Here is a 17,881-nt window from a genome sequence, read left to right as displayed (position 1 = left end):
TCACGATGCGGCCTTGCGCAGATAGTCGACAAGCAGCTTCGCCGGGCGCGGCAATGCCTTGAAGCTGCGCGCGCAGATCGTGAGTTTGCGGTCGGCCCAGGAGTCGCGCAGCCGGATCGACGCGATCGGCATCGACCGGGCGCAGCGCCGGGCGGCCGTCTCCGGGATCACGGCGATGCCGACATCGGCCGCGACCATCTGGCAGATCGCGTCGAAATCGCGCAGGCGCGCCCGGAACCGCAGACGGGCCCCTAACCGGGCCGCGTGCTTGGCGATGTGGGCCTGCAGCGCGGTCGAGGCGGTCAGCCCGACGAAGTCATAGCCGGTCACGTCCTGGAAATCGATCTGGCGGCGGCCTGCGAGATCGCTGCGGCGCGAGGCCACCAGCGTCAGGCGATCCTCGCTGAACAGGAAGCGCTCGACGCTTTCGGGCAACGCATGCTCGGCGGCGAAGCCGAGATCCGCAGCACCGGTCGCGATCGCAGCCGCGATGTCGGCGCTCTCGCGTTCCTCGACGTCGACATTGATGTCGGGATGCTCGCGCAGGAAGGCGGCGAGCGCCCGCGGCAGATGTTCCGACAGGCCCGACGTGTTGGCGAGCAGCAGCACGCTCGCCCTAACGCCGCTGGCATAGGCGGCAAGGTCGCCGCGCAGCGCTTCGACATTGTGGATCACGATCCGCGCATGATCGAGCAGGCTTTCGCCGGCGGCGGTCAACTCGACACCGCGGCGGCCGCGCTTGAGCAGCGAGACGCCAAGCGCAGCCTCGAGCCCCTTGATCCGTTCGCTCGCGGACGCAAGTGCCAGATGAACGCGGGAAGCGCCATTGGTGATGCTGCGCGTCTCCGCCACCGCAATGAAGAGCTGCAGATCAACCAGGTCGAAACGCATACCGGGCTCCGTCTATCTTCGGCAAAGCCGAAGGCATTCTCCGTAATCTCCAGATTGTGCCGCTTGCGGCGATCGGTCAATGTGCCCCCATGTTCGACTCGATGCTGATTCTGATCGCCTTCGCCTTCCTGCTTGCCGGTTTCGTCAAGGGAACGCTGGGGCTTGGCCTGCCTACGGTTTCCATGGGACTGCTGGCCGTGACGATGCCGCCCGCGCAGGCGATCTCGATCGTGATCGTGCCGGCGATCGTCACCAACATTTGGCAGACCTTCGTCGGCCCTTATCTGCGCGACATCCTCAAGCGGCTATGGCCTCTGATGCTCGGCACCGTGGTCGGCATCTGGCTGAATAGCGGGCTGCTGACCGGGCCTTATGCGCCCTATGGCACCGTCGTTCTTGGTCTCCTGCTCATCATCTATGCGGTCGTGGGCCTCAGCCGCTTCAGCTTCAAGGTCGCCCGCCGCGACGAGAAATGGATCGGCGGCATCGTCGGCGTCGTGACCGGGGTGATCTCGGCGGCGACCGGCGTGCAGGTGATTCCGTCGATGCCATTCATGCAGGCGATCGGCATGGAGAAGGACGAGCTGGTGCAGGCGCTCGGCCTGTTCTTCACCACCGCAACCGTCGCCCTCGCCTTCAATCTCACCGCCGCCGGCGTATTGACCGCCGCGACCGCGCTGCCCGGGGCGGTGGCGATGGTGGCGTCCTTCGTTGGCATGTTCGTCGGGCAGGCGGTGCGGTCACGGCTGCAGCCGGAGGCGTTCCGCCGCTGGTTCCTGATCGCGATGATCCTGCTCGGGTTCTACCTCGCAGCCAGCGCGCTCGTGAAGATCCACGGCTAAGCCTCGAGGATTTCTCTAGCGCGCCTCCAGCATCGCCACCCGGAAGCCGAGATAGACGAACAGCCCGCCGAGCGTGCGGTTGATCCAGGCGATCACGCCGCTGGAGCGGCGGATCCGCATCGCCGCCCGCGCCGCAAAGGCCGCCACGCCGAAACACCACAGCGTGCCGTTGAAGACGAAGATCGCGCCGAGCAGCAGGAAGGCCGCGGTCTTGTGTGGCGAATCAGCCGCCACGAACTGCGGCAGGAAGGCGAGGAAGAACAGCGCCACCTTCGGATTGAGCGCATTGGTGAGCGCGCCCTGCCAGAACACCCGTCGCAGCGTCGGCGCCTCACCCTGAAGGGTGACATCCGCGATCACGCGCTGGCGTGACAACAGCATCTGGACGCCCGTGAACAGGAGATAGGCTGCGCCGACCCATTTGAGGGCGGTAAAGGCCAGTGAGGACGTCATCAGCAGCGCCGAAAGCCCAATCGCCGCGCCGAAGACATGAAAAAGGCAGCCACAGCTTATGCCGAGCGCGGCCGCCGCTCCGCCACGCCATCCGAGTTGCATGCTCCTGCCGATGATATAGGCGGTGTCCGGCCCCGGCGTCACGTTAAGCAGCAGCCCCGACAAGATGAAAAGCCATAGTTCGTGAATTCCGAGCATCGTCGTCATCTCTCACGCGGGCGTTGGCCAACGAACAAGGACAGCCGCTCCACATTATTCCACGACATAAAAATCATGCAGCTAACATTTCCGGCGCCGTCCGCTGCCAATTCCGGAACGTTTGCATTACTATGATCTCAGGATCGGGCTTCCGCCAGGTACATCTTGTTTTATAAGGGTTGGAACGGTCGGCCGCGCACGCGGCGGTCACTGGCCGATTCCGGAGCACAGATACGGTTATGGAGAGACGGCTAGCTGCCATAGTCTGCGCCGATGTCGCCGGCTACTCGCGGATGATGGGCGCCGACGAGGCGGGCACGCATGCCGCCTTCAAAGCCCATCGGACCGCGATCCATCCGATCATCCTCAATCATGGCGGCCGTATTCTGAAGAACACCGGCGACGGCTTCCTGCTCGAATTTCCGAGCATCGTCGGAGCGCTGGAGGCCGCCATCGAGATGCAGATGCTGATGGCGGAGCGCAATAACCAGCTTCCCGCCGACCGTGTCATGCAGTTCCGGATGGGCATTCACATGGGCGATGTGATGGCCGACGAGGACGAATTGTTCGGCGATGACGTCAACATCGCCGTCCGGCTCGAGACGGTTTCCCCGCCGGGCGGCTTGGCCGCCTCGGCCAAGGCCTATCACGAAGCCGGCAGGCACCTCAAAGCCACCTTGGTCAACACCGGCAGTCATCGTTTCAAGAATATCGCGGACCCCGTGGAGGTCTTCACCTGGGAGCCGGGCGGCCCGGAGGCGCCTGGGCGCCAGGTGCGGGATTCGTCGGGCCTGCCAGGGCAGTCGCGGACCGCGATCGTCGGCGTGCTTCCCTTCGCCAATTTGAGCGACTCCAGCGACGAGTATTTTTCCGACGGATTGACCGAAGACCTGATCCACGCGCTTTCGCTGCAGTCCTTCTATCGGGTGCTGAGCCGCAACTCGACATTCTCCTTCAAGGGCAAGAATGTGAGCACCCGCCTGATCGCCCGCGAGATCGACGCGACCTACCTGATCCAGGGCTCGGTGCGGCGTGCCGGCAGCAAGATCCGCGTGACCGCCGAGCTGATCGCGCCCGAGAACGGCGAGCAACTGTGGACCGGCCGCTATGACCGCGACATGGGCGATCTGTTCGCGATGCAGGACGAGATCACGACCAGTCTCTCCGCGGCGATCGCAACGGAGATATTCCGCGCGGAGGCTTCCGCACCTGCCCGCGTTTCCAACGATGTCACGGCGTGGGATCGCTTCCTGAAGGGCCTTTCCCACTATTACCGGCACACCAAGGAAGATTACGAGGCTTCCATTGCGCTATTCAAGGAAGCGATCGCGCTCGACCCGACGCTTTCGATCGCGCACGCCTATCTCGCCACCATCCAGGTGCAGAGCATTCAGTTTGGCTGGATCAAGCGCACGCGCGAATTGTGGACCTCGATCGTGAGCCTTGCGGAGGCCAGCGTTCGGCTCGACCCGCGCTCGTCCTTTGCCTTTCAGATCCTGTCCTATGTGCGTTCGGTGGAGGGACACTACGAGGCGGCCCTGGATGCGGCGAACCGCGCCGTGGCGCTCAACCCATACGACATGGGCGCGCGCGGCGTGCTTGGATATGTTCACCTCGTGAGCGGTGAGCATCGCCAGGCCATCGAACTGTTTTCGATGGGGGCGCAGCGCGGCAACAGCGACCCACGTTACCAATGGGCAGCCTTGAACGCGTTCAGCCACTACCTCCTGGGACAATACGACGCGACCCTGTCCTGGGCGCGCGAGCAGCTCTACATCAATCCGAACCATATGCCGGCACTGGCGATCCGTGCCGCCGCGCTGGCTCAGCTGGGGCGGACCAAGGAGGCGGCGGACGCGACCGGCGTTCTGATGTCCAACTATCCGACTTTCACCGTCGATCGACATTTGAAGAACTTCCATTGGAAGCAGCCGGCCGATATCCAACACTATCGTGAGGGGCTCCTGAAAGCCGGCGTACCGCTCGCCCGCCTGACCCTTGTCGAAACCCGAAGGCTTGCCGCCGAGTCGTGAACGAGCGCGCAGCCGAGCGCAGCGCCCTCCGGTCATTCACCCACTTTGAGGGATTCAGGCAAACCTCGCCACACGCTGTAGTCGTGTAACACCCCGCCACCGCGCTTCGGTGGTTTGACCGCGCCACGGCACCCTATCTGCACAACGGCTCCGTCGCCTCGCTCGAATGGCTGCTCCGACCCGCCGCCGAGCGTCCAAAAAAGTTCTGCATGGGCGCGCGTGATTTCGACCCGGAGCATGTCGGCTTGGACGTGAAGAGCGACGAGACGTCGTGCAGGAATGGCCAGACGCTGTTCTCGGCGACCGATCGCGACGGAAAAGAGATCCACGGCAACAGCGTGAGCGGCCGCTCGTTCGAGGGAGCCGCACCGTATCCGAAGGGCATCGTCGGCCGCGCGCTCGACAAGAATGAGCGCGAAGCCCTGATCGAATATCTGAAGACCTTGTAGCCGATCGAGGAAATATTCTACCCGAACAGCGGCGTGCCCGGCACGAAGGCGTCGAACGCCGCCCAGAACTGCGCGCGGTAGCGGTCCTGCTCTTGCAGGATCTCGTGCTTGGAGCCGGCGATCACGAGATGCGAGCCGGCGCGCAAGTGATAGGCGAACTCCTCGATGGCAGGCGTCGACACCACGGTGTCGTTGCTCGCCGCCAGCATCAGGATCGGCTGGCGGATCTGCGAGGGATAGTAATATTCGCGGAACGTACGCATCGCCTTGAAGGCGGTGTCGGCCCAGGCGACCGTTGGCGCACCGAGGCCGAGCGTTGCGTCTTCTTCCAGGATCGCCGCGTTGCGCGCAAAGCGGACGGGATCGCTGGTGAGGGGATTGTTGATGAAGGGCGAAAGCCCGACCAGATCGTCGCTGCCGCCCGGAACGTAGCGTCCGCCCTGGCCGGCAAGCCGCATGATCCGCAACAGCGCGGATGGTACAAATGAGGTGCGGCGTCCCGGCAGGTCGATCATCGGTGCCGACAGCACCATGCGATCGAACCAGCGTTTTCCCGCATGCGCGATGCGCAACATCACGGCCCCGCCCATCGAATGCGCCAGCGCAAAATAGGGCGGCGGACAATCCGGCAGCACCACCTGCTGCACGAAGGTTTCGACGTCGATCTCGTAATCGGCAAAGCTGCGCACATAGCCTTTGCGTGGATCGCGCAACTGCCGCGAGGAATGGCCCTGCCCGCGCCAATCGATCATCGCCACCGCAAAGCCGCGGTCGCGCAGATCGCGCACGGTCTCGAAATATTTCTCGATCATCTCGGTGCGGCCGGTGAACACGCAGACTGTCCCCTTGCGGCCCGGCGGCGGCGCCCATCGCGCAAAGCGCAATTCAGCGCCATCAGGCGTCTTGATGGTGCCGCTGACGACGTCTTCCGGAACCGGATTGGCTGGAATGGAGACGAGCGTCATGAAGGGGAACCGCTAGGTGAGAGACGGCGGGAATCAAGGGCGTGAGCGCCAAAAAGCGACGATATTTCCGCCTCTTGAACGCCTGATGGCCCCACCCATATCACCTTCGTGCAGGCCGCTACCAGTGTTTCGGAACCGGAACGTCAGGCTGCACACAGACTAAAGCCCGGCCCGATGGCGGGCGGGTAATCGAATCAGTCGCTCATTGGAGGACTATCATGCGTACCTACGATCTGACCCCGTTCTATCGTTCCACCGTCGGCTTCGACCGCTTTTTCAACCTGCTCGATCAGGCGACTTCGGACGGCAGCCCCGGCTATCCCCCCTACAACATCGAGCGCACCGGCGAGAACGCCTACCGCATCAGCGTTGCGGTTTCCGGCTTCTCCGAGGCTGAGCTTTCCATCGTCGCGAAGGAAAACACGCTGACGATCAAGGGCGAGAAGACCGCCAACGAGAATGGCAAGGACAATACCAACGTTCTCTATCGCGGCATCGCCTCTCGGGCCTTTGAGCGCGCGTTCCAGCTCGCCGACTTCGTACAGGTGAAGAGCGCTTCGCTTGAGAACGGCCTGCTCCACGTCGACCTCATTCGCGAGATTCCCGAGGCCAAGAAACCGCGCAGCATTCCGATCACGACCGGCTCCGCCGCGCCGCAGGTCGCCGACGGCTCCAAGGCCGCCGCCTAATCGCGGCAGCAGCTTCGGCAGATATTGGCCGAACGCAAAACGCCCCGGGAAACCGGGGCGTTTTTGTTTTTCTCGGTCATTCCGGGATGCGCCGTCAGGCGCAGGCCCGGAATCCATTTGGCCACGGGTGTCGGCGGCGAAATGGATTCCGGGTTCGATGCTCATGCATCGCCCCGGAATGACAGGAACGTTTGCTACTCCAAGCCCTGCACCTGCGGCATTTCCTGGGTCGGCAGAATGGTCGGCGCGGCGGGAGCAGCCGGCTTGACCTGGCCGACGGTCGGGGCGGCAGCCGGTGGAATGGCCTGCTGGGTCTCCGCGGGCTTCTGCTGCACGGCGGCTGATTGCTGGGCCGGTTCCGGCGCGCGCTTCGCGGTCAGCGGGTTCGGCCTGGGCTTCGGCACGGTCCGGCTCGCCACATGCGGAATGGGGGCCGGCGGCCGCGGCACGCTGCTGCGAACAGGGGTTGCCGGCGGCAACGGCCCGGCAGCGCCATAGGCGCCGCTCAGATCGCCTCGATAATCGTCATCCATCCCGTCGGCCGGAATGAATCGGATGATGCGCCGGCTGCGCGCATCGATGATCAGCCTGCCGTCACTGCCGCCGGGCTCGATGACCGCGATCGTGTAGACCAGCCCGTGCTGCCGCGGGATGCCGAGCGGCAGGAACCCGTTTTCGCGCAGCACGGCGTAGACTTCGATCGGCGGCAGCAGCCCCGGTTCGTAGGCTGGCCCATAGCGCGGCGCCGGCACCTCCGGCGGCATCACCGCATAGGGGCCGTCGAAGTCGGACACGGTCACGACCAGCGGATTTTCGACGTGATTGGGCGCCAGCACCTGCGCATTGGCGGTCGGGGCCGCAAGAACGAGGCCCGCAGACAAGACCCATCCCGTAAACAGCTTCATCACCGGTAGCTCCTGTAAGACGCTGGGCGTGGAGCATTTTTGCCCTCTGGCGCCCGCGGGAAACTTCAGCGGCAATTCCGGCGGTCCTTGGGCCGGATCACGGCGCGTTTGCTTCAAATCGGGGGCGGCCCTCCCGTCGCGCACCGCGCAAAACTACATGCGGACGAGGACTCTCATGCGCTTGTGTGATAGAAAAAAATTTGGCAAGGTCGGAGTTAGGACAGTATAGCTGTCTTAATCGCGGAGCAATTCCCGGCATAGGGATTGCAACGGAAACTCGGCCCTTCGGGCTCCGAGAATGCTGCGGGCAAGGCCGTTCCTCAGGGACGTTGAACGCTCCTCGCCTGATTTAAGACATTGCGGCTCGCGGAGGACGAGCGGTGGCCCCAGTGGGTGCCGCAACGCCCAAGGTGCGCCAACGACCGTGAGGCCCTTTAGCCTTATTTGAGAGGAAACATGAGCGGGTCGGAATTCGAGCGCGAAACCATCGTGACAGAGACGTTGTCGGCGGCCGCAGCCTCGAAAGCGGACGAACCGGCGCGCGAACACGATTGGCGTCCCAAAGCCGAAGGCATGTACGACCCGAGCCTGGAGAAGGATGCCTGCGGCGTCGGCTTCATCGCCAACATCAAGGGCAAACCCTCGCACCAGATTGTCTCCGACGCGCTGAACATTCTTTGCAACCTTGAGCACCGCGGCGCGGTCGGCGCCGATCCGCGCGCCGGTGACGGCGCCGGCATCCTGGTGCAGATCCCGCACGCTTTCTTCGCGCGCAAGGCGGCCGAGCTTGGCTTCAAGCTGCCGCAGCCGGGCGACTATGCAATCGGTGCGCTGTTCCTGCCGCGCGATGCCGCCTGGCGCAACGTCATCAAGAGCATCATCGCCGACGAGATCAAGAACGAGGGCTTCAAGCTGCTCGGCTGGCGCGACGTGCCGACCGACAACTCCTCCCTCGGCGTCACCGTGAAGCCGACCGAGCCCTATCACCTGCAGGTATTCATCGGCCGCAACGGCGTCGGCAAGACCGAGGACGAGTTCGAGCGCCGGCTCTACATCCTGCGCAAGTCGATCTCGCAGGCGATCTATCAGCGCCGCGATCGCGGCATGGCCGGCTACTACCCGGTCTCGTTCTCGTGCCGCACCGTGATCTACAAGGGCATGTTCCTGGCCGATCAGCTCGGCAAGTATTATCCGGACCTGCACGAGGACGATTTCGCGAGCGCGCTGGCGCTGGTGCACCAGCGCTTCTCGACCAACACCTTCCCGGCCTGGTCGCTGGCGCATCCCTATCGCATGATCGCGCATAACGGCGAGATCAACACGCTGCGCGGCAACGTCAACTGGATGGCGGCGCGGCAGGCCTCCGTGCATTCGGAGCTCTACGGCAAAGACATCAGCCGCCTCTGGCCGATCTCCTACGAAGGCCAAAGCGACACCGCCTGCTTCGACAATGCGCTCGAATTCCTGGTGCAGGGCGGCTACTCGCTGCCGCACGCGGTGATGATGATGATTCCGGAAGCGTGGGCCGGCAATCCCTTGATGGATGAAGAGCGCCGCGCCTTCTACGAATATCATGCCGCGATGATGGAGCCGTGGGACGGCCCCGCCGCGATCGCGTTCACCGACGGCCGCAAGATCGGCGCCACGCTCGATCGCAACGGCCTGCGGCCGGCGCGCTATCTGGTGACAAAAGACGACCGCATCGTGATGGCGTCCGAGATGGGCGTGCTGAAGATCCCGGAGGACCAGATCGTCACCAAGTGGCGGCTGCAGCCGGGCAAGATGCTGCTCGTCGATCTCGAGCAGGGCCGGCTCATTCCCGACGACGAGATCAAGGCCGATCTGGCCAAGAGCCATCCCTATCGCGACTGGCTGGCCCGCACCCAGATGCAGCTCGAAGAACTGCCTGACGCGCCGACCAAGAGCGTGCGTTCGAACCTGCCGCTGCTCGATCGCCAGCAGGCATTCGGCTATTCGCAGGAAGACATCAACATCCTGATGACGCCGATGGCAGCAACCGGCGAGGAAGCCGCGGGCTCGATGGGCAACGACACGCCGATCTCGGCGCTGTCGGACAAGGCGAAGCCGCTGTTCACCTACTTCAAGCAGAACTTCGCGCAGGTGACGAACCCGCCGATCGACCCGATCCGCGAGGAGCTGGTGATGAGCCTCGTCTCGATCATCGGGCCGCGGCCGAACCTGTTCGACCTGCAGGGGCTCGCCTCCACCAAGCGCCTCGAAGTGCGCCAGCCGATCCTGACCGACGCGGATCTGGAGAAGATCCGCTCGATCTCCGATGTTGCCGAGACGCATTTCAAGTCGCGCACGCTGGACACCACCTTCCACGCCGGCTTCGGCGCGGCCGGCATGGAGCAGGTGCTGGATGAGCTCTGCGCGCGCGCCGAGGGCGCGGTGCGCGAAGGCATCAACATCATCATCCTGTCCGACCGCATGACCGGCACCGACCGGATCCCGATCCCCGCGCTGCTCGCCTGCGCCGCCGTGCATCATCATTTGATCCGCACCGGCTTGCGTACGTCGGTCGGCCTCGTGGTCGAATCCGGAGAGCCGCGCGAAGTGCACCATTTCGCCTGTCTCGCCGGCTACGGCGCGGAGGCGATCAATCCCTACCTCGCATTCGAGACCATCATCGCGATGAAGGACCGCCTGCCGGGCGGGCTCGACGACAAGGAGATCGTCAAGCGCTACATCAAGTCGATCGGCAAGGGCTTGCTCAAGGTGATGTCCAAGATGGGCATTTCGACCTACCAGTCCTATTGCGGCGCGCAGATCTTCGACGCCGTCGGGCTGAAGGCCGATTTCGTCGGCAAGTATTTTGCCGGCACCCACACCCGCATCGAAGGCGTGGGGCTGGGTGAGATCGCCGAGGAAACCGCGCGTCGGCATGCCGATGCGTTCGGCGACGCCCAGGTCTACAAGACCGCGCTCGATGTCGGCGGCGAGTACGCTTACCGCACCCGCGGCGAGGATCACGCCTGGACCGCCGAGTCGGTCTCGACGCTGCAGCACGCCGTGCGCGGCAACTCGCTCGAGCGTTATCGCGCATTTGCCAAGATCCTGAACGAGCAGCAGGAGCGGCTGCTGACGCTGCGCGGCCTGTTCCGGATCAAGACCGCGGCAGAAGAAAAGCGCAAGCCGGTGAAGCTCGAGGAGGTCGAACCGGCCAAGGAGATCGTCAAGCGCTTCTCCACGGGCGCGATGTCGTTCGGCTCGATCTCACGCGAGGCGCACACCACGCTCGCGATCGCGATGAACCGGATCGGCGGCAAGTCCAACACCGGCGAAGGCGGCGAGGAATCCGATCGCTTCAAGCCGCTGCCGAACGGCGATTCCATGCGCTCGGCGATCAAGCAGGTCGCCTCGGGCCGCTTCGGCGTGACGACGGAATATCTCGTCAATTCCGACATGATGCAGATCAAGATGGCGCAGGGCGCCAAGCCCGGCGAAGGCGGCCAGTTGCCCGGCCACAAGGTCGACGCGACGATCGCCCGCGTTCGCCATTCGACGCCCGGCGTCGGCCTGATCTCGCCGCCGCCGCACCACGACATCTATTCGATCGAGGATCTGGCGCAGCTCATCTACGACCTGAAGAACGTCAATCCGGACGGCGCCGTGTCGGTCAAGCTCGTCTCCGAGATCGGCGTCGGCACGGTTGCCGCCGGTGTCGCGAAGGCGCGTGCCGACCATGTGACGATCGCGGGCTTCGAGGGCGGCACCGGTGCCTCGCCCCTCACCTCGATCAAGCATGCCGGCAGCCCGTGGGAGATCGGGCTCGCCGAAACTCACCAGACGCTGGTGCGCGAGCGGCTGCGCAGCCGCATCTCGGTGCAGGTCGACGGCGGCTTCCGCACCGGGCGTGATGTCGTGATCGGCGCGCTGCTCGGGGCCGACGAGTTCGGCTTCGCCACGGCGCCCTTGATCGCTGCCGGCTGCATCATGATGCGCAAGTGCCATCTCAACACCTGCCCGGTCGGCGTCGCGACCCAGGACCCGGTCCTGCGCAAGCGCTTCACCGGCCAGCCCGAGCACGTGATCAACTACTTCTTCTTCGTCGCCGAGGAAGTGCGCGAGATCATGGCGACGCTCGGCTACAGGACATTCGACGAGATGGTCGGCCAGACCCAGATGCTCGACCAGACCTCGCTGGTGGCGCATTGGAAGGCCAAGGGCCTCGATTTCTCGCGGCTGTTCGTGCGGCAGAAGGAGGAGAAGGGCCAGAAGATATACCGTTCGGAGGCCCAGAACCATCATCTGGAAGCCGTGCTCGACCGTCGCCTGATCGAGAAGGCCCGCGCCGCGCTCGACCGTGGCGCGCCTGTCAGGATCGAGGAGGAGATCAACAACACCGACCGCTCCGCCGGCGCGATGCTGTCGGGCCAGGTGGCGAAGATCTACGGCCATGAAGGCCTGCCGCTCGATACCATCCATGTCAGCCTCAAGGGTACCGCGGGCCAGGCATTCGGCGCGTGGCTTGCCAAGGGCGTCACCTTCGAGCTCGAAGGTGAAGGCAACGACTATGTCGGCAAGGGCCTTTCTGGTGGACGCCTCATCGTCAAGCCGCCGAAGAATTCCGGCATCGTGCCGGAGGAGTCGATCATCGTCGGCAACACCGTGATGTACGGCGCGATCGAGGGCGAATGCTACTTCCGCGGCATCGCCGGCGAACGCTTCGCCGTGCGCAATTCCGGCGCGGTCGCGGTCGTCGAGGGCGCCGGCGATCATTGCTGCGAATACATGACCGGCGGCATCGTCGTCGTGCTCGGCAAGACCGGCCGGAACTTCGCAGCCGGCATGTCCGGCGGTATCGCCTATGTCCTGGACGAAGCCGGCGACTTCCCGAAACTGTGCAACCTTTCGATGGTCGAGCTGGAACCGGTGCTGTCGGAAGAGATGATCAACGCCGCCACCTATCACCATGCCGGCGATCTCGAGGCGCATGGCCGGGTCGACGTGTTCCAGAACCTGCTTGATTCCGATGTCGAACGGCTCCATGTGCTGGTCACGCGGCACGCCAAGCTGACCGGCTCGAAGAAGGCCGCCGAGATCCTGGCGGACTGGAAGGCGTGGCTGCCGAAATTCCGCAAGGTGATGCCGGTCGAGTACCGTCGCGCACTGAAGGAAATGAAGGCGAACGCCGACGCCGAGCCGAAAATCGCGATCGGAGCGTAGTCACAAGACCCTCATGGTGAGGAGGCGCGAAGCGCCGTCTCGAACCATGAGGCCAGGATACCGGCCTTCATCCTTCGAGACGCGGCGCGAGCGCCGGTCCTCAGGATGAGGGTCTAACGGGGCGCGTGACGCGAGCCCGGATGACGAAACAAGACGAACCAGGTGCAGGGGCCTCAGGCTTAATGGGAAAGATCACAGGTTTCCTCGAGATCGAGCGGCACGACCGCAAGTACACGCCGGTCACCGAGCGGCTGAAGCATTTCCACGAGTTCGTCATTCCGCTCAGCGAGAAGGACCTCCGCGATCAGGCCGCGCGCTGCATGAACTGCGGCATTCCCTACTGCCACGGCACCGGCTCGGTCGCGCCGGGCACACCCGGCTGCCCGGTCAACAACCAGATCCCCGACTGGAACGACCTCGTCTATCAGGGCAATTGGGAAGAAGCCTCGCGCAACCTGCATTCGACCAACAACTTCCCCGAATTCACCGGCCGCATCTGTCCGGCGCCGTGCGAGGCGTCCTGCACGCTCAACATCGACGACAACCCCGTCACCATCAAGACCATCGAATGCGCGATCGTCGACCGCGCCTGGGACAATGGCTGGCTGAAGCCGGAAGTCCCGGCCGAGAAGACCGGCAAGAAGGTCGCGGTGATCGGCGCGGGGCCGGCGGGCATGGCCTGCGCGCAGCAGCTCGCGCGCGCCGGGCACGACGTGCATGTCTATGAGAAGTATGCCAAGGCCGGCGGACTGCTGCGTTACGGCATTCCCGACTTCAAGATGGAGAAGGGCATCATCGATCGCCGCGTCACGCAAATGGAGGCCGAAGGCGTCACCTTCCATTACGGCGCCCAAGTCGGAGGCGATGCACCCGGCGCGATCGATCCGAGCGATCTGCAGAGCCAGTACGACGCGATCGCGCTGACCGGCGGTGCGGAAGCCCCGCGCGACCTCCCCATCCCCGGCCGCGATCTCGACGGCATCCATTTCGCGATGGACTTCCTGCCGCAGCAGAATCGCCGCGTCTCCGGCGAGCCGCTCAACGGCGTGACCGAGATCCTGGCCAAGGACAAGCATGTGGTGGTGATCGGCGGCGGCGACACCGGCTCCGACTGCATCGGCACCTCGCTGCGCCAGGGCGCCAAGTCCGTGACCCAGCTCGAGATCATGGCGGCGCCGCCGGAGCGCGAGAACAAGGGCGTGACCTGGCCGAACTGGCCGTTGAAGATGCGGATCTCGTCGAGCCAGGCCGAAGGCGCGATCCGGGAATACGCCGTGCTGACCCAGAAGTTCGAGGGCACTGGCGGCAAGGTGAAGAAGCTGCACTGCATCAAGGTCGACGACAAGTTCAAGCCGCTGCCCGGCACCGAGTTCGAGCTCGACGCCGAGCTCGTGCTGCTGGCGATGGGCTTCGTGCATCCCGTGCACGACGGCCTGTTGAAGCAGCTCGCGGTCGACCTCGACCAGCGCGGCAACGTCCGCGCCAACACGAGCGACTACCAGTCCTCATTGCCCAACGTCTTCTCCGCCGGCGACATGCGCCGCGGCCAGTCGCTGGTGGTCTGGGCCATCCGCGAAGGCCGCCTCTGCGCCCGCGCGATCGACACCTTCCTGATGGGCAAGACGGACCTGCCGCGATAGTGCGCCGCGCCGGCACCACTCTCAACTGTCGTCACCCGCGAAGGCGGGTGACCCAGTATTCCATCAGCGTCGGAGCATAAGCCGAGAAGCTTCCGCGTACTGGGATGCCCCGCCTGCGCGGGCATGACGGAGAGTGAGGCACCCGCTTTCTCCCTCAATTCTGCACCCTGACCCCGAGCAGCATGACCGTCGACTGCGAGCTCGATCCCGGCGAGCTCGAGTCCAATATGTCGTGGCGGACGGTGCCCTTGATCCAGAGGCTGCGGGTCATCTTGTAGATGAGGTCGCCTGACAGCGAGTAGATCTTGTCCAGGCGGTTGTCGCCCTGGTAGTCGAGCGTGCCGTAGGTGAACCTGCCGATCGCGGTCAGCCAGCGGCGGAAGTCGTGATCGACCTCGACGGTGTAGGTGCGCGCCAGCACGCCTGATGTGCCGGGCAGCGTGGTCTCGGCGAGCTGGGTGTCGGAATAGAATTTGGCCGTCGTCAGCGGCGTCGCGGTCCAGGTCAGCGATGCCGTGGTGAGCAGGCCATCCAGCCGGTTCAGCCGCGGATCCTGATAGTTGCGGGCGGCGTAGCCGATCGAGACTTCGCCGAACAACAGCCGCGAGAACTCGAAGGACGAGCCGGCCTTCGCATAGCCGCCCACGGAATCCCGCGCGAAGCCCGAGCGGTCGAGCCGCAGATCATGGACGCGGCTGTCGCCTTGGATTTCCACGAACGGCTTGACCGCAGGGTTCACTTCGTAGCTGACGCGCGCGACGCCGCCGTACTGGCTGAAGTTGCGGTCATCGTTCGAGTCCAACGAGCCGTCGGTGAGCCTGGACCATTGGTAATCGGTGCGGTCGACGGTGGCTCCTGCGGAGACCTGCAGGCGATTGAAATTCTGGTCGACGCCGAAGGTGCCGCCGACCGTGGTGTAGATCGGGTACCTGGCGAGACCCGCCGGCACGTTCGGACTGCCGGGGATGTCGGTGGAGACGAGCAGCCGCGCCTGCCCCATCAGCCTTGTGTCACGGGTGACGTCGAGCCGCCCATCGATATGGCCGATGAAGTTGGGGCGATCGATATCGAGCGGCGCGGAGAGCGCTGTGCCATCGGCGTTCGGCGTCAGGTTTTGGGTGTAGCCGGTGAAGGAGCCGCGCAGGTCCGCGACCAGCGCGTGGCGCTCCCAGTTGGACACCGCCAGGAATTCCGGGGCGATCACGTAGGTCGGCGAGCCCTGTGGCACCGACAGCCGGCCGGGATTGGTTTCATAGCCGGCGCTGAGTTCGACCGCGGACTTGATCAGGAAGCTGCCGGCATAATCGCCGACCGCGCCGAACGGATCATCGTCGACCTTAAGCCGCTTGCGCGGCGGCTGGCCCACCACATTGCCGGCCATCGCCGGCGGCACCGGCGGCTTGTTGGCCGTCTCCGACGGCGGGATCGACAGGCGCAATTGTCCGGCCAGAGTCCTCGGCGGTGGCGCGGGCGGCGGCGTGCCGGGGCCGGGCGGCCGTTTCGGCCTCGCCTGCGCCGGATAATATTTCGGCTGCTGGCGTTTGCGGTTGAGCGAGTCATAGCCTGACGTCGAGGCGCCGTTCGCAGCCGGCAGGCCGTAAGACGGCACCTGGCCAATGCGTGACGGCGCGCGGCCATCGCGATCCCGGTCACGCAATCGTGGATCGTTGAGCGGATCGGCCAGCTCGGCCGCGGTCCTGCGCAGGGGCGAATCAGGCGGCGCCACCTGGGTCGTGCGCGACGGGCTGAACAAATCGGGCGTGACCGTCTGGGCCTGCGCGAAGGGGCCGCTCACCGCGAGCGCGGTAAGGCACACGACAGGCGCGCGCAAATAGCGCGCGCGCCCAGCCCGGCCCCTTGCTCGCCCTCGTCCCACGATAGAATACCTCAACAAATTCCTTGACTTACACGGCAAACGCGGAACGGGGCCGAGAACGTCCTTAATGGAGTTAAAACAATTATGGTTAATGGCTCGTTGAGAGCGGCTGGCTGCGTCGCCTGCCGCCGCCGGCCGTGCTAAGGGAGACGGCTCTGGGCGCACCGCCCCTCCTCCCTGGAAACAGACCCTCTGGTAAAGAGATATGGCCAAGCCCAAACCGCTGATGCCGAAATCGTCGGACACCGAGCCCGCTGACGCCGCCGTACAATCGGCGCTGCGGACGCTGGAGGCGGAAGCCAGCGGTGTCGCCGCGATCGACGCCGCGCTCCGCTCCGACCTCGGGGCGCCCTTTGCCGCGGCGGCGGAGATGATCCGCAACGCCAAGGGACGGCTGATCGTCACCGGGCTCGGCAAATCAGGTCACATCGGCCGCAAGGTCGCGGCGACCTTTGCCTCCACCGGCACGCCGGCGTTCTTCGTCCATGCCGCCGAAGCGAGCCATGGCGATCTCGGCATGATCACCGCCGACGACGTCATCCTGGCGCTGTCATGGTCCGGCGAGCAGCCGGAGATGAAGAACCTGATCTCTTACGCCGCGCGCTTCGGCATTCCCGTGATCGCGATAACAGCGGAAAAGGGTTCGAGCCTGAGCAAGGCCGCCGATATCGCGCTGACGCTGCCGAAGGCGCGCGAGGCCTGCCCGCATAATCTGGCGCCGACCACCTCCTCGCTGATGATGCTCGCGCTCGGCGATGCGCTGGCGATTGCGCTGCTGGAAGGCCGCGGCTTCACCTCAACCGATTTCAGCGTGCTGCATCCCGGCGGCAAGCTGGGGGCGATGCTGAAATATACCCGCGACCTCATGCATGCTGGCGAGGCTGTGCCGCTGAAGCCGCTCGGCACCAGGATGTCGGACGCGCTGGTCGAGATGACCTCGAAGGGTTTTGGCTGTGTCGGCATCGTCGACCGCCGCAGCCATCTCGTCGGCATCGTCACCGACGGCGACCTCCGCCGCCATATGCGCTCCGACCTGATGACCGCCGTCGTCGACGACGTCATGACCAAGAATCCGAAAACCATCGGCCGCGACACGCTGGCCGGCGAGGCGCTGGAATTGCTGAACGCATCGAAGGTCACCGCGCTGATCGTCGTCGACGCCGGCAAGCCGGTCGGCATCGTGCATTTCCACGACCTCCTGCGCGCGGGCGTGGCGTAGGCTCGCCGCGCTAGACCCTCATGGTGAGGAGCGCGGAACGCGCGTCTCCGGACGATGCCTCGCATCGCCTTGAGAACCATGAGGCCCCGCCGGTGGCCTCCCCTTCGAGACGACCGCTATGCGGTCTCCTCAGGGGTGAGGAGATAGGCACGAGTGCGCCGCTCTTTCTCTCCCGTCATTGCGAACTCCGCTCGCAATGACGAGTGGTAAGTTCTGCTTCAACTGTCAAACAGCCTCTCCGCTGTCATCTTCCGGCTTGACCGGACGATCCAGTATTCCAGAGACGGCGGTGCTTGAGCCGAGAGGCCGCCGGATGCTGGATGCCCCGCCTTCGCGGGGCATGACGATGGAGTGTGGGATGTGCGTTCGCATTCTCGCGGTGCGTTACGCCCGAGTTTTGCGTCTCGTTTCACCCTCCTCGAGATCAGAGGGCGCAGGGAAAGCCGGGTGCCGGTTGCACCCATGGGTCCCGTGCAACAAAAAGCACGGGGGTAGGACCACAGGTTCAACCGAAGCATTCCGGCTTTCCCT

The 17,881-nt window shown here is 64.8% G+C and carries 11 protein-coding genes and 1 pseudogene; 7 read left to right on the top strand and 5 right to left on the bottom strand.

What is annotated here, in order from left to right; all coding sequences use genetic code 11:
• Positions 1-891 carry a LysR substrate-binding domain-containing protein gene (locus tag ACZIRK_RS37165; protein ID WP_130228435.1) on the bottom strand — a complete coding sequence of 297 codons (891 nt, stop codon included), beginning with the start codon at positions 889-891 and terminating at the stop codon, positions 1-3.
• Between the two features lie 89 nt (positions 892-980).
• On the opposite strand from ACZIRK_RS37165, the gene ACZIRK_RS37160 reads away from it, so the two are divergent.
• Positions 981-1,733 (top strand): sulfite exporter TauE/SafE family protein, encoded by a 753-nt coding sequence (locus tag ACZIRK_RS37160; protein ID WP_130228434.1) that lies wholly within the window; start codon positions 981-983, stop codon positions 1,731-1,733.
• A gap of 15 nt (positions 1,734-1,748) precedes the next feature.
• Here ACZIRK_RS37160 and ACZIRK_RS37155 read toward each other — a convergent pair whose 3' ends face one another.
• Positions 1,749-2,384: a LysE family translocator gene (locus ACZIRK_RS37155; protein WP_130228441.1), complete on the bottom strand. Its 636-nt coding sequence runs from the start codon at positions 2,382-2,384 to the stop codon at positions 1,749-1,751.
• 239 nt (positions 2,385-2,623) lie between these two features.
• Between ACZIRK_RS37155 and ACZIRK_RS37150 the strand changes: the two genes are divergently transcribed.
• Complete coding sequence (locus tag ACZIRK_RS37150; RefSeq protein ID WP_130228433.1) at positions 2,624-4,417, top strand: adenylate/guanylate cyclase domain-containing protein; 1,794 nt, start codon at positions 2,624-2,626, stop codon at positions 4,415-4,417.
• 122 nt (positions 4,418-4,539) lie between these two features.
• Positions 4,540-4,866 (top strand): annotated as a pseudogene (locus ACZIRK_RS37145) (c-type cytochrome); the annotation flags it as partial.
• A 17-nt stretch (positions 4,867-4,883) separates the two neighbouring features.
• On the opposite strand, the gene ACZIRK_RS37140 reads toward ACZIRK_RS37145, so the two are convergent.
• Positions 4,884-5,831 carry an alpha/beta hydrolase gene (locus ACZIRK_RS37140; RefSeq protein ID WP_474419212.1) on the bottom strand — a complete coding sequence of 316 codons (948 nt, stop codon included), beginning with the start codon at positions 5,829-5,831 and terminating at the stop codon, positions 4,884-4,886.
• Between the two features lie 218 nt (positions 5,832-6,049).
• On the opposite strand from ACZIRK_RS37140, the gene ACZIRK_RS37135 reads away from it, so the two are divergent.
• The gene (locus ACZIRK_RS37135) at positions 6,050-6,520 is read left to right on the top strand and encodes an Hsp20 family protein (RefSeq protein WP_028162974.1); all 471 of its coding nucleotides are present in this window, start codon (positions 6,050-6,052) and stop codon (positions 6,518-6,520) included.
• Between the two features lie 194 nt (positions 6,521-6,714).
• Here ACZIRK_RS37135 and ACZIRK_RS37130 read toward each other — a convergent pair whose 3' ends face one another.
• Entirely contained in the window at positions 6,715-7,425 is a 711-nt protein-coding gene (locus tag ACZIRK_RS37130; RefSeq protein WP_130228430.1) for a hypothetical protein, read from the bottom strand.
• A gap of 456 nt (positions 7,426-7,881) precedes the next feature.
• Between ACZIRK_RS37130 and gltB the strand changes: the two genes are divergently transcribed.
• Together gltB and ACZIRK_RS37120 are read left to right on the top strand one after the other, a co-directional pair.
• Positions 7,882-12,615: a glutamate synthase large subunit gene (gene gltB / locus ACZIRK_RS37125; protein WP_130228429.1), complete on the top strand. Its 4,734-nt coding sequence runs from the start codon at positions 7,882-7,884 to the stop codon at positions 12,613-12,615.
• Positions 12,616-12,797: 182 nt separating this feature from the next.
• On the top strand, positions 12,798-14,255 hold the full coding sequence (locus tag ACZIRK_RS37120; protein ID WP_130228428.1) for a glutamate synthase subunit beta: 1,458 nt from the start codon (positions 12,798-12,800) through the stop codon (positions 14,253-14,255).
• 154 nt (positions 14,256-14,409) lie between these two features.
• On the opposite strand, the gene ACZIRK_RS37115 is transcribed toward ACZIRK_RS37120, so the two are convergent.
• Positions 14,410-16,131: an outer membrane beta-barrel protein gene (locus ACZIRK_RS37115; protein ID WP_474419211.1), complete on the bottom strand. Its 1,722-nt coding sequence runs from the start codon at positions 16,129-16,131 to the stop codon at positions 14,410-14,412.
• 205 nt (positions 16,132-16,336) lie between these two features.
• On the opposite strand from ACZIRK_RS37115, the gene ACZIRK_RS37110 reads away from it, so the two are divergent.
• On the top strand, positions 16,337-17,350 hold the full coding sequence (locus ACZIRK_RS37110) for a KpsF/GutQ family sugar-phosphate isomerase (protein WP_130228427.1): 1,014 nt from the start codon (positions 16,337-16,339) through the stop codon (positions 17,348-17,350).
• Positions 17,351-17,881: the final 531 nt, after the last annotated feature.

The sequence above is a fragment of the Bradyrhizobium sp. Leo114 genome, from assembly GCF_055229415.2.
This window is presented reverse-complemented; position numbering and strand designations above follow the sequence as displayed.